Genomic DNA, 13143 nt, shown 5'->3' with positions numbered 1-13143 from the left:
CTTTTTCTTTATGATTTAAAAATTCTAACAATTAGTTCAAAAACATATCAATAAGTATAGTGAACAGATTCATAGAATGGAATACTTTGATTAATATTCAAAATAGGAGGTTTTTTCAGAATATTATTTTAGAATAACAAATTTTTCAAGAAGAGTTATCCTTTTCTATTTCCCTGACATTTTCCCCCCTTAAAATATAAAAAAGATGGATGCCCGAGAATCATCAAGATTTCTCAACACCCATCTTCAACTATATCAAAAAATCTGTCCCTTTTACCTGAACAAATCCATCAACAGTTCCCAGAACCCTTTCTCTTTTTGGGGTTCTGCTTTCTTAACTTCTTGTTCTTCCACTTCAATGCTTTCTGTCTTGATGACGAATTGAACAGAAGATACATTTTTATTTTCAGAAGAAACAAAGGATACCGGTTCGAAATCAGATTTGTCATATTCTGAAATCATCTTATCGATTTCTTCTTGCATTTGAAACGGCAAGTTTTTAGTTTCTTCGTATAATTCACTGGTCCCGTCGTGAAGCTCGCTGACTCCTCCCTCCAATTCGCTTGTGCCGCCCGTCATTTCAACGATACCTGAGTGCAGTTCGCGATAGGAAGAAGATAACTGCCCCACTCCATTTGTATAGCTTACCAGGCCGGTATGAAATTTTTCATAATTCGAAGAGAGTGCCGACAGTCCATCCTGCAACTCGTTCAGTCCGCTCATATCTGTCTCTTCAAGAGAAGAGGACAGGTTATTGGCGATGGACGTCAGCTGTCCGCTCATCTCGGTCACTGATCCGCTGATCTCAATTAAAGTCGGTTCAACGGCAGCAAATGCTTCTTGTACCGCAGCGTACGTTCCTTTGACTTTCTGGGCTGCGGCGTAAGAAGCTGCCAGCTTATCCACTACCGCAGGGTCTGCACCGCTCTCATAAAGTCCGGCGATTTGTTCCTCCGTAATTCCATCTGCTGGTATTTCCTTGATGGCTCCATCCAATGCGGCATAAGCCTGGGCATAATTTGTTTGCAAAGTATCAAGACCTGCGGCTGCTTCCGCCAGTCCGTCCGCCAACCGGGTCAGCCCTGCAGGCAATTCATTCAGGCTTGAAAGGTCCATCTCAGCCGACCGCCCGGAAAGCGACTGATTGATTTCTTTAAGGGCGCTGCTGATAGAATTCGAGCCGCTGACGATTTCAGACGATGAGCCTGCCAACTCAGTTATGCCGGCCTTATAGTCTGCAGAGCCATTACGCAGGCTGACGGCACCACTTGTCATATCCGTTACACCGTCTTCCAGTTCAGCCACGCCGTCATTCAATTCTTTAATCCCGGCCGATAATTCGGCCATATCTTCGGTCATATTTTTCGTTTCTGATGTATCAATCGGCAAGGTGGATGGAACTGCAGCGATCTCCACACCTTGGAATTCGAAATCCTCTACAATTGCCTTCACAATGAGTTTTTCCTCTTGTCCAGGCATGACGGTAAACGTGATTTGCTTATCCTTCCCTGCATTCGCCACCATTCCGCCTTCCGCTTCGATGCCTTGGTAGCTGTTAGGAAGCGTCAATGAAACTTGCAGAAGGTAGTTTTCATAGAATGCCGCATCCGCTTCTTTGTTCTCTTTTATATCCACCGAGATCTCAAGATGACCGTTCATCCCAGCCAGTTCCGACGCTTTTACAATTTCCCCATCCATCACATAGGAAACTGTGACATCCCATGGCAATTCGGTTTCTTTATCCATATTTCCTTGATAATAAAACTTTCCTTCCTGGGCTTCCATCTCTACTTTCTGGCCTTCTTGATCGATTTCCGTTAAGTCCGTCAGGTTTTTGACACTGCTGTATTTCCCGTAATCAAGGATTTCCCCGGCTTTTTCAACTTCCAGGGTATTCACGACATAGATGGAATCCAGTTCCCCATTGGCATTCAACGTCGCATACACCACTTCATCCTTTGAAGTGACTTTGCCTTCCATTGCAGCCTGGGCAGGATGACTAAGAAATGAAGGCAAGATGATCATCGCAGCGAGAGCCGTATAGTGTAATTGTTTTTTTCTCATCATCATTTCTCCTCATAATAATTTGCTTTATAGGTTGTTTTTTTGATCAATTTATCGAATACCACGAGCATGGCCGGCAATGCGAAAAGCACCATGATAAACGCCAGCAGTGCCCCTCTTCCCATCAATAGCCCGATGGAACCGACGATCGGATTGGAAGACGTGATCCATAAGATGAAGCCGACACTGGAAAGGATCCCTGCTGAAATCGAAATGGAGAAGGTCTTTTCATCCAATGTTTTCACGATGGCTTCCCTTGCAGACATCTGTTTTCGGTTATGATTATATTCTTCTGTGAACAGAATGGCGTAATCCACCGTTGCCGCCAGCTGTACGGTACTGACGATCAAGTACCCGACAAACACCAGTGATGTATTGGTGAAGTAGGGAATCGATAAGTTGATCCAGACAGCCGTTTGGATCGTAATCAGAAGCACAATTGGGATGGAAATCGATTTAAAGCTCAAGAGCAGAACGATCGCAATCGTCACCACCGTTAACACATTGACGACGACATTGTCTTTATTGACCGTATTTTTTATATCATAAAGGGTCACGCTCTCTCCCAAAGCAAGTGCGCCATCTCCATAGTAGTTCTGTGCTGCTTCTTCAACATTTTCAACAATACTGAATGGAATGTTCCCTTCTGTTCCCTGATTGGTGTTGATGATGATCCGGCTGTAGTTTTCAGAATAGAATTGCTCCGTAATCGATTCATCCAGGTATTCAGGCGGGATTTCCGCACCGACCTGGTTTGCGTAAGCCATGACGCCTGTGATATAATCCATTCCTTCAATGTCATCAACAAGCTCCGACTCTTTTGCTGCATCCCCTTTCGGAACCAGCAATACAATTGACGTCGTTTCACCAAATGCCTCGGTGATGATTTTCGCGTCACTTCCCACACGTGTATCCTCAGGCTGCTCACCTGTTCCATAGATAAACGAGGTATTGCTCTGTGCCAGGAAGGCTGGAACGATGATGGCCAGCACGAGAATCAAGCTTGGAAACTTGAGCTTCATCACTTTATTACCGATACCTTTGAAGCTCGGCACAAAGTTCCTATGCTTCGTTTTATCCATCCATTTATAAAAAACCAAGGTCAATGCCGGCAGGAACACCATGACACTGATGAAACTCAGGACGATTCCTTTTACCAGGTTCACTCCAAGATCAGACCCGATTTCAAATTTCATGAATGTCAGCGCGATGAATCCAAAGAAAGTCGTCGCTGCACTGGCCATGATCGCCGGGAAGGATTTCTTCATCGCCAGCTCCATCGCTTCTTCCGGATTATTGGTCGTCTTCCGGTAATCTGAAAAACTATGAAGCAGGAACACTGCGTAATCCAGCGATACCGCCAGCTGCAAAATCGGCGCAACCGATTGGGTGACAAACGAAACTTCCCCGATGAAGATGTTCGTTCCTAAGTTGATCAGAACCGATACCCCGATCGCCGTCAGGAAAAACAGCGGCTCTACCCATGATGTTGTGGAAACCACCAGGATCAGGATGATGATCGGTACCAGCAGCATCGCAGCATACATGGATTCCGACCCGGCCATCTGCTGCGAGCTGGCCGTATTGATCGCTTCACCGGCAATCGCTCCTTCTTCGCCAATAAGTTCATACACCTCATTGGTGATCCTCACTTCATCACCCGAACGCACACTAATGGAAAACAGCGCATTGCCATCTTTATAGTAGTTTTCCACCATCGCTGTGTCCGCCATCTCCAACGGTGTTTTCAAATCGACCATATCATCGAGCCAGATGACACTGGAAATTCCGTCGATGGTTTCTAATTCGTTCTTATAATCCAGGGCTTCCTGTACGGTGACATCGGTGACCATGACCCGTGTATCCGGAACATCCCCCGTAAATTCCTTTTCCATGATGTCCATCGCTCTTGTCGATTGGGCATCCTCCGGTAAATAATCGACCATATTATAATTGACCGATACAAAAAACTGGGCTGCAGTCGACAGCACAGTAATAAGGGCAAATACTATTAAAACGGCTTTTTTATGTTTAATGATCCGTGATGCGATATTTATCATATTTCATCCTCTCTTGTATCTTTCCGACGTTCACTTTATCATTATATTAAACACCGTGTTGGATATACAACAAACAGTTGCGCACATAATGTTCAATACACAACAAATCCAACCAGTATGTTGGATAACTTTTGTGAAAGTATTGTGAAGGATGAATTTCAGTAAATATAGTCTATAGAAAACAGCCATTGTAAAGGAAAGAATTAAGGATCATGAACTCAAAAATGGACAGAAGAAAACAATACACGAGGATGGTATTAAAGGAGAGTTTGATGGCTTTGCTGCAGACAAAGCCCATTTCCAGCATCACCATCAAAGAAATCTGCGAGCGGGCGGACATCAACCGTTCCACCTACTATGCTCATTTCTCCAATCAGTACGAGCTCCTCAATTTAATCGAGGAAGATTTCATTGAAGAATTAGTGGCCGCACTGGGCCAGTATAATTTTTCAAAAGAAGATGAAGCATTGCAGATGACCGAAAAACTGTTTGAGTTCATCGCAGAAAAAAGCAGCGTCTGCCAAATTCTCCTAAGCGAAAACGGCGACATCCACTTTCATAAAAAAGGCATGCTCATCACCCAGCAATTCATTTTCAATAACTGGATCACCGACAATAAGATGGATCAGGAAACCTCTGAATATATCAACCTCTTCCTCGTAAGCGGCAGCATCTATGTCATCAAAAACTGGCTCGAAAACGGCCAGAACAAAACGCCGAAAGAAATGGCGGAAATTCTCCATAATTTTATTAATAAAGGATTGTCGAATATGCGGTAAACGCCGGTGGGCAGGTCGGGTTCCCAGCCACAATAAACCAGGAAAAATAAACCTGTCCCCTCTAGTTTCAAGACCTAGATTGATGGAAAAACATTGGAAGTTTTAATACCAGCTTTTTTATCTATCATGGTATACTATAAGAAAATGAAAGGAGGGATACTGATGGAAGAATTATTTAAGCAATTCATGAAACAAATGAACGATCGTTTTGATCAAGTGGACCAACGTTTCGAAAACATGGAGCAGCGCTTTGAAAAGGTTGATCAACGTTTTGACACTATGGACCAGCGCTCCACAAAGGTGGACCAACGTTTTAACAACATGGATCAACGCTTTGACAACATGGACCAACAGTTTACTGGCTTGGTTAAAGATGTGAAAGAATTAAAAGATGGGCAAGATCGGTTAAAAGACGCTCAAGATCAGTTAAAAGTTGGTCAAAATCATTTGAAAGATGCTCAAGATCAGTTAAAAGATGGGCAAGACCAATTGAAAGATGTTCAAGAACAATTGAAAGTTGGTCAAGATCATTTGAAAAATGCTCAAGTTCAGTTAAAAGATGGTCAAGACCAATTGAAAGTTGGTCAAGAGCAGTTAAAAGATAACCTTATTAACGCACTTGGACCTTACTTTGAAAAAATTGAGAAACACATCGATGATACATCAGCTGAGATTAAAGAAACTCTTAAAGATCAACAGGCTGTCATTGATACACTTGCAGTGCGTTCCATTAAGCATGAGAGTAAAATAGAAAGACGTTAATCGTACTTTGGAAAACCAATAACTTTAATGTATTAAGTTTGTAATCTTATGTAAACAAGTCCATCTGTTCAGGTTACAGCCCTCCATATGACTTTCCCCTATCTATTTGCTGAAAATGAAGTTTCTCATTTGAAAGAATTCTGCTGATAAACAAGGATAGTAATCCTAACTTCCCTACTGCAATTAACAATAGATTAAAATCATTACCTTCCAAGGAGTACAAAGTCATCAACAGCATCTATCTCTTCATGCCTACTGATACAATTCGATATCACTTATACCCTCTTTCTGTTCATGACCACGTTCAGCAGTACACCCTACTTAAATGTATTCCCACACATTCTCTTTTCTAAAATGTTCATAATTCAAAACCATTTCACTGAATAACCAATACTCTCATCGCTTAATGATCAAGAACCCAGGAGAAAGCAGTATATCTACCTGCTCAGCGCAGGGATTTTTATCCATATTATAGAATGAATATAGCAGGAGTTCTTGTATGTTTTGAACCCTAATATTAGAGATAGGAGAATAGGATTGCACTATGATCAGAGTATGTGTATTACTGATTCTTTTGCTGCTTTTAAGCGGCTGCCGAGTAGAGTGGAGTTTAAGCGGGGATTCCGCCGGTAAGACAGCTGTCTCCACCAATGCTGAACCCCGTCCTACCAATACAGGGAACGATCCTGTGAGTGTTCTTCTCAACGGAGACGTTGACTATGAGGGAACTCACATTACGTTGATGGGATACCCTGAATTACATCAAGGAAGCGTCCTAAAGGTCCAGTTAAGAAATATCCCAAGGATGCATCCTTAAGAGGGATTTCCAATGGTACAGTAGAGCCTGATAAAGTTCCGGTCTTTGAACAGTTAGTGGAAGTGGATGAACAAGGCAATTTCACCTTAGAAATCGAACGGGAGGAAGACAAATTATACTCTATATCGGTTGAGTTCAATCCGGAAATTCAGTCTGACGCAGTTAAAGAAGTGTACGGTGCAAGAGGAGAAAAAATCGTCATTGCTTCAAACCTCGAGCGTTATGAACATAACGGCGAAACGATGATTGGAGTGAAGGCATCTTCGTATATCGGATTCCCGCCAGGCTGGGGCTTTCTTGAATAAGGGACAGACATTGCCTGTCCCTTATTTATTTTTTAGCTCCAAATCTCCTTGGAAACATCAACAATATACTTCAGCTTCTCCCATTGCTCTTCCTCAGTTAATATATTTCCATGGTGAGTGGAGGCAAACCCGCATTGCGGGCTGATACACAGCTGCTCCAATGGTACATATTGTGTCGCTTCCTCCACACGCGCTTTGATGTTTTCCTTTTCTTCTAATTCACCATGCTTGGAAGTGAACAAGCCAAGCACAACCTGAGGGCCCCCATTCGGTATGTATTCCAATGGTTTGAAATCGCCGGAACGGTCATCATCGTACTCCAGGAAAAATCCGTTTACTTTTTCTTTTGCAAATAAGGTTGGGGCGATTTTGGCGTAACTGCCTTCAAATGCCCATTTTGACCGGTAGTTGCCCCTGCACATGTGAGTTGTGACAATCAGGTCTTCCGGTTTATCTTCCAACACGCTGTTCACCACATGCAACGCCAGATCAATTAACTCTTCACGGGAATAGCCGCTATCATTAAAAGGAATTTTCGGTGCATTAAGGCCCGCGATATAGACATCATCCAATTGTAAGTAACGGCAGCCTGCATCATAAAAAGCTTGAATGGCATCACGATACGTTTGAATCACATCACTCGCATATTCATCAATGTCCGGATAAATTTCGAGGTTGCGGATGCCGGCGTTGAACAATTGATTCGGACTAGGAATCGTTTGTTTCGCAATCGCGCGGTCTCCGACAATCTCTTTGAATTCAATAAAATCTTTTATGTGCGGATGGTCCGGATTAAAGGAAACTTTACCAGTAACACGCACATCGTATCTTTCTGTTTCCTCTCCTTTAAACTGGAAGCCATGATCCGGTATATAGCCCTCCACCCCATTTAAATGTTCAAGAAAATCCGTATGCCAGAACCTGCGGCGGAACTCCCCATCTGTTACAGCTTTCAACCCGACTTCAATCTGCTTGTCAACAATTCTCTTAATCTCTTCTGTTTCAATTTCATGCAATTCCTGCGAGGAAATGGCCCTTTCCTGAAACTCTTTTCTTGCCCGGTGAATCCTTTCAGGGCGCAATAAACTTCCTACGTGATCTGCTCTGAACGGCGCTTTAATTAATGTTTTTGTCATGTTAATCCCTTCCTTATTTAAAAGATTTAAACTTCCTGAAAAAATAATAAAAACCCCTCTTCTGCATATAAGAAGAGGGGTTAATAAACACATAGAATTGACCTTCTCTTCTTATCTTCTAGCATTACGCTACTGGAATTGGCACAGTACTTATAAAAGTCTGCTGCCGAGGTATCAAAGGGCCAGTCCCTCCACCTCTCTGGATAAGAAAAATTTGGAATTTATTAAATTGGTAAATTCACTATAAAACAAATAGGAAAAGAATGTCAACTAAAAAATTTAAATTTTCTTTCAACTCAAAAAGGGTGAGTGCACCGTCCTGGATGAGGAAGTGCGCCTGAACGGGTTGGTAATACAAATGATGCACCGCGCGGGCGGAGCGCGGGGTGTCATTCGACCAATTCACACAAAATGACCTACCGCGCGGACGAGGCGCGGGGTGTCATTCGTTCAATTCATACAAAATGACGCACCGCGCGGACGAGGCGCAGGGTGTCATTCAACCAATTCTCACAAAATGACACACCGCGCAAACGAGGCGCAGGGTGTCATTCGACCAATTCTCACAAAATGACCTACCGCGCGGACGAGGCGCAGGGTGTCATTCGACCAATTCTCACAAAATGACCTACCGCGCGGACGGACCGCCGGGTGTCATTCGACCAATTCTCACAAAATGACCTACCGCGCGGACGGACCGCCGGGTGTCATTCGACCAATTCTCACAAAATGACACACCGCGCGGACAGAGCGCGGGGTGTCATTCAACCAATTCACACAAAATGACCTACCGCGCGGACGGACCGCCAGGTGTCATTCAACCAATTCACACAAAATGACGCACCGCGCGGGCGCACCTCAGGGCTTTACACATTCACTCTAAATGACGCCCTGCGCCAAAACAGCACTTACAGCAACATTTACAAAGCCATGGTACTCTCCCCTTAAAATGTTAAAATGTTTTTTTTTGAAGTAAAGAAACTAATGGAGGTATTTCTTAGAAGAATACAGTGAAGGAAAAAAGAAGAAAATTTAAAAGAATGATACATTCACGCTCCCTTCTTTTTGCGCGGTTTTAAAACAGCTTAGTATAAAATTGTTGATTTGCTTGCGGTCCCAGTTTTCCGCTCCGTTTGCGGACACAGAATCATTATTTCCGTATAACCTTTTCCACGCATTTAAGGCCTTTTCCATTTGCAGATTTGAGAAAGTTGAGCTATTGCCCGATCCGCTGACCCCTGCATTGAAAACTTGGGCGTCCAGTAAATCATACAGGATAAAAGCATTGTAATTCCTCATACTGAAACGTGCATAAGCAATTTCTTCTCCTGCTTTGTTCCGTCCTAACATTTCGTGACTCATTAATCATCCTCCTTAAAATTTGTAAATGTCTATACAGCAAAAAAAGATATAAAGCAATCTCTAAACAGAATGGGAAGTTAAGATAGAAAAAACGGCGGCATATTACTTTAAAGGGGTTCCTTGCATTCAAAGGGAAGAAAAGAAGTGGAATAATTTAGGAGGGCGCAAGTTAATTTTTACATAATCTATCAATCTTGTCAGCAACATTGTTTCGACAAATTCCGCCCCCTTTCCAAAAGGGAACGGGACAAGATACCTGCCCCGTTAAAATAAGCCTCCAAACATAATCATAGAAACGATCACCATTAAAACAGCAATTAAGAATTCATATGGAAGTGCTTTGAGTCGTTCTTTCATATCCATGAATAGACTCTCTCGTGAAATATGAAACAGAGGGCCATGAGGCAAAAAGTCAAACCCGACAGCTCCCGCATTAATCATGGCGGCACTTGCCAAGGCTGCGACTCCATTCTCCAATAACATATCCCCAAACACATTACTCGAAATTGCAGATGATGAAGTTGCGGATGCCGTTGCCATCGACATAAACGCTCCGGAAAAAGGCGCGATAAAAGAAACAGGCAAATGAAATAGATTTAACCCGCTCAAAATAATGTCATTTAAGGAGGAATGGACGATTATGCCCGCTAACGTCCCTGTTCCAAGGATGACAATGGCTATGCCGGACATCTTGTGCAGACCGCTGGAAATATGAAACTTGAACTCTTTCATTTTCCCCATCATGAGCAGACCAAATAACCCTCCGGCCGGCAAGGCCACTAAAGAATCGATTTTGATGCCGGCTAACGGTTGCAGGGAAAGCAAAAAAATCGTGAATAGCGGACCGGAAATCGCTCCCAAAAAGGAAGGCTCGTCTTTTTTATCTACTTTCACCTTCTCAACTTCGGTAACCTGCGAACCTTTTTTATTCACTCTTTTGGCAATCAAGTATGTAACCCCTGCTCCCACGACAGCCGGTCCAATTCCAGCGGCCATGACGTTTGTCAAAGGCAGAGAAAATCCTTCGGCAGCAGCAATCGTACTTGGGTTGGGGGATATAGCATTGCCGGCCCTCCCCCCGCAAATCACTGCTATTAAAATACTTAAACGGGATACCCCAGTCCGCTTGGCAATCATCAAAGCAATGGGCGCCACCGTTAAAATAGCGGCAGCAATGAATACTCCGACTGCCGTTAAAACCAATGATGATAACGTAATCGCTAATAATGCTCTTGTTTCACCAAGCTTTGTTACGATGGTGTTGGCTATCACGTTGGCTGCACCGGACTCAATCAACACACCGACTAATACACCGGCCGCCAAAATCCGTAACACTGCCGGAGTCAGCAGCTGCGCACCGCCGATCATATAGTCGACCGTGACTGTTAAATCCAGCCCGCCGGTTAGTCCCCCCATACAAGCCCCCGCCATCATGGCATATGCCGGGTTTATTTTTCTGAAAATCAAGATGATGGTAAGGGCCATCGCAAGGAAGACTCCCCACATGCTAACTTGTAAATCTATTATGACCACCGCCTTTTTTTACAACAGGAAAAGGATATTCATAGTATCCTCTACATTTCCGGAATTTGTTATCAATTAACATTTTTCGACAGGACATACTATAATTCCTTCCTTGATATTTTCAGGCCCAAGGGATGGAAGGAACGTCATACCCCCAAAATAAAAAAACGGGACAAGGTGCTGTCCCCTCATCCCACCACGGGGCAGCACCTTGCCTCTGAATTTTTCTATTAGAATTCTACCTCTTACGTTCTATTCCAAAAACGCCGGGCAGCAATCGCCGACACAAACTCTTTTTCAAAATCCGAATTATTGGCAGCAAACACCACACCTGCGAGATTGTTATGCGCTGAGTATTGAAGATACGGCTGTCCACTTGCGGCAAATCCCAGCGGTTTGTAGTGTTTGTAAGCGCCATGGATGAACTCTGTGATGTATTGGTTAAAGGCAGCCTGGTTATCTGCACGTCCTCCGACGATATAGAGAGCATCCAGAAGTACATTGTGCGTCGTCAGGAATGTTTTTGTGACTTTCAGTTTTATACCATCTGTACCGACAACTGTTCCAAGCTTTTCGCTGACAATCTCAACGAAGACGCCCTGCTCCTTCAAGTAATCAACGACCCTCTTAACCTCTTTGCCATCAAATCCATCGCCAATCAAAATGCCAACGGTTAATGAGTTGGGGTAATAACGAGTATTCGCCTGGCTTAGTGCAGGCGAGGCCGCGGTAACAGGGACATGGTCACCTTGAGGAGGTTTCACCCCTGCATTATCCGCAATGGCAGCCGCCATCTCTTTGTCCACGTTGACAAACATATCTACGACTTGCTGGCGTACAGAGACGCTTTTTACATTAGCAAGTTCGAAGCTGAACGCCTCAATGATATGCTGTTTTTCGACCGGCGACATACTGTTCCAGAAAAGTCTGGCATGCGAAAAAACATCCTTGAAAGAGTCGCTTCTTTCCTTCACCTTGCGCCCTTTAACTTGTTCCGGATAATGGAGATATCCACCTGCTTCAGGAGGTGTCGGTCCCGGTGTATTATTGGCTATTGAATTTTCGTAATAGTTTACTTGGTCAACGTCAATCCGGTGCCTTTTCACGCCATCCCGCTGATTATTATGAAAAGGGCAGAGCGATTGATTAATCGGAATCTCTTGATAGTTTGAACTGCCGAGCCGGTGCATCTGGGTGATTTTATAGGTGAAGGTTCTTCCTTGCAGAATCGGGTCATCTGTGAAATCGATGCCCGGAACCAGATTGGTCACATCAAAAGCGACCTGTTCTGTCTCCGCAAAAAAATTATCAACATTTCTATTCAAGGTCATTTTTCCGATGATGTCTACCGGGATCACTTCTTCCGGCCACACTTTAGTAGGATCCAACACATCAAAGTCGAACTTGAATTCATCCTCTTCAGCAATCATCTGCACGCCCAATTCAAATACAGGATAAGCTCCGCGTTCAATGGCATTTCGCAAATCGCGCCTATGATAATCCGGATCGATCCCGCCAATCAATTGCGCTTCCTCCATCAGCAGGGAATGGACTCCGAGTATTGGTTTCCAATGAAATCGCACAAAGGCTGCTTGCCCCTCTTCGTTGACAAAACGGAAGGTATTAATCGCGAAACCTTCCATCATCCGGTAACTCCTTGGCAGCGCCCTGTCTGACATCGCCCACATCACAAAATGGGCAGATTCCTGGTTATTCGCAACAAAGTCCCAGAAATTATCATGTGCCGCAGACGCTGTCGGCATATCATTATGCGGTTCAGGCTTCAAGGCATGCTGTGAATCGACAAACTTAAAGGCATCATGAAGGACGAAAATCGGAAATTGAAGCCCTAATATATCGTAGTTTCCTTCATCTGTATAAAATTTGACCGCAAACCCGCGTATATCCCGGGCGGTGTCCTTGGATCCCCTGCCTCCCTGCACAGTAGAAAAGCGGGCAAACACAGGAGTCTTCTTCCCGGCTTCCTGCAAGAACCCCGCTTTGGTATACTTCTTCATCGACTTATACGCTTCAAATTCCCCGTGCACACCAAAACCTCTTGCATGAACGACCCTCTCTGGAATGCGTTCTGTATCAAAGTGCATCTGTTTCTGAAAAAAATGAAAATCCTGCATGAGTACAGGGCCGCGTTCTCCCGCTTTCAATGTCGCATCATTATTGGCAACCTTAAGCCCTTCATTGGTCGTAATCTTTTTCCCCGTATTTTTAATTCGATACTGATCAAGCTGCTCATTTTTCTTATTGTCTCTTGATGACTTATCCATGCATTCACCCACCCTGTTTGTTCTATCCATTTACATACATATGACTTGT

At 43.9% G+C, this 13143-nt stretch carries 10 protein-coding genes and 1 riboswitch; of the genes, 4 read left to right on the top strand and 6 right to left on the bottom strand.

Annotated elements, in window-relative coordinates; genetic code table 11:
• Positions 1-273: 273 nt before the first annotated feature.
• The gene (locus BSG1_RS04850; protein ID WP_044022426.1) at positions 274-2064 is read right to left on the bottom strand and encodes an X-X-X-Leu-X-X-Gly heptad repeat-containing protein; all 1791 of its coding nucleotides are present in this window, start codon (positions 2062-2064) and stop codon (positions 274-276) included.
• Positions 2065-2066: 2 nt separating this feature from the next.
• Positions 2067-4124, bottom strand: a complete 2058-nt coding sequence (locus BSG1_RS04845) for an efflux RND transporter permease subunit (protein WP_006835782.1) — start codon at positions 4122-4124, stop codon at positions 2067-2069.
• Positions 4125-4336: 212 nt separating this feature from the next.
• Here BSG1_RS04845 and BSG1_RS04840 point away from each other — a divergent pair, with 212 nt between their 5' ends.
• The 4 genes from BSG1_RS04840 (at position 4337) to BSG1_RS04825 (ending at position 6787) form a co-directional block, all read left to right on the top strand.
• Positions 4337-4903: a TetR/AcrR family transcriptional regulator gene (locus BSG1_RS04840; RefSeq protein ID WP_006835781.1), complete on the top strand. Its 567-nt coding sequence runs from the start codon at positions 4337-4339 to the stop codon at positions 4901-4903.
• Between the two features lie 162 nt (positions 4904-5065).
• The gene (locus tag BSG1_RS19720) at positions 5066-5665 is read left to right on the top strand and encodes a hypothetical protein (protein WP_052302360.1); all 600 of its coding nucleotides are present in this window, start codon (positions 5066-5068) and stop codon (positions 5663-5665) included.
• A 544-nt stretch (positions 5666-6209) separates the two neighbouring features.
• Positions 6210-6482 carry a hypothetical protein gene (locus BSG1_RS04830; protein ID WP_006835779.1) on the top strand — a complete coding sequence of 91 codons (273 nt, stop codon included), beginning with the start codon at positions 6210-6212 and terminating at the stop codon, positions 6480-6482.
• Positions 6483-6544: 62 nt separating this feature from the next.
• Positions 6545-6787 (top strand): hypothetical protein, encoded by a 243-nt coding sequence (locus BSG1_RS04825; protein WP_044022425.1) that lies wholly within the window; start codon positions 6545-6547, stop codon positions 6785-6787.
• Between the two features lie 32 nt (positions 6788-6819).
• On the opposite strand, the gene BSG1_RS04820 is transcribed toward BSG1_RS04825, so the two are convergent.
• The 4 genes from BSG1_RS04820 to BSG1_RS04805 form a co-directional block, all read right to left on the bottom strand.
• A complete protein-coding gene (locus BSG1_RS04820; RefSeq protein ID WP_044022424.1) occupies positions 6820-7923 on the bottom strand; it encodes a 5-methyltetrahydropteroyltriglutamate--homocysteine S-methyltransferase in 1104 nt (367 codons plus the stop codon).
• A gap of 108 nt (positions 7924-8031) precedes the next feature.
• A riboswitch (SAM riboswitch) is annotated at positions 8032-8133 on the bottom strand.
• A gap of 822 nt (positions 8134-8955) precedes the next feature.
• A complete protein-coding gene (locus tag BSG1_RS04815; protein WP_044022423.1) occupies positions 8956-9285 on the bottom strand; it encodes a hypothetical protein in 330 nt (109 codons plus the stop codon).
• 264 nt (positions 9286-9549) lie between these two features.
• Positions 9550-10809: a GntP family permease gene (locus BSG1_RS04810; RefSeq protein ID WP_044022447.1), complete on the bottom strand. Its 1260-nt coding sequence runs from the start codon at positions 10807-10809 to the stop codon at positions 9550-9552.
• 245 nt (positions 10810-11054) lie between these two features.
• A complete protein-coding gene (locus tag BSG1_RS04805) occupies positions 11055-13094 on the bottom strand; it encodes a catalase (RefSeq protein WP_006835774.1) in 2040 nt (679 codons plus the stop codon).
• Positions 13095-13143 lie beyond the last annotated feature (49 nt).

Origin of the sequence: Bacillus sp. SG-1, from assembly GCF_000181495.1 — a bacterium.
Classification (GTDB): Bacteria; Bacillota; Bacilli; order Bacillales; family Bacillaceae_B; genus Rossellomorea.
Note: the sequence above shows the minus strand (reverse complement) of the source record. Positions and strands in the feature narration are given on the sequence as shown.

What these genes read in the sequence shown, in the direction of transcription:
- BSG1_RS04830 (WP_006835779.1), top strand. Translation starts at nt 6,210, where the DNA reads ATGATCAGAGTATGTGTATTACTGATTCTTTTGCTGCTTTTAAGCGGC.
- BSG1_RS04805 (WP_006835774.1), bottom strand. Translation starts at nt 13,094, where the DNA reads ATGGATAAGTCATCAAGAGACAATAAGAAAAATGAGCAGCTTGATCAG.
- BSG1_RS04840 (WP_006835781.1), top strand. Translation starts at nt 4,337, where the DNA reads ATGAACTCAAAAATGGACAGAAGAAAACAATACACGAGGATGGTATTA.
- BSG1_RS04850 (WP_044022426.1), bottom strand. Translation starts at nt 2,064, where the DNA reads ATGAGAAAAAAACAATTACACTATACGGCTCTCGCTGCGATGATCATC.
- BSG1_RS19720 (WP_052302360.1), top strand. Translation starts at nt 5,066, where the DNA reads ATGGAAGAATTATTTAAGCAATTCATGAAACAAATGAACGATCGTTTT.
- BSG1_RS04845 (WP_006835782.1), bottom strand. Translation starts at nt 4,124, where the DNA reads ATGATAAATATCGCATCACGGATCATTAAACATAAAAAAGCCGTTTTA.
- BSG1_RS04820 (WP_044022424.1), bottom strand. Translation starts at nt 7,923, where the DNA reads ATGACAAAAACATTAATTAAAGCGCCGTTCAGAGCAGATCACGTAGGA.
- BSG1_RS04815 (WP_044022423.1), bottom strand. Translation starts at nt 9,285, where the DNA reads ATGAGTCACGAAATGTTAGGACGGAACAAAGCAGGAGAAGAAATTGCT.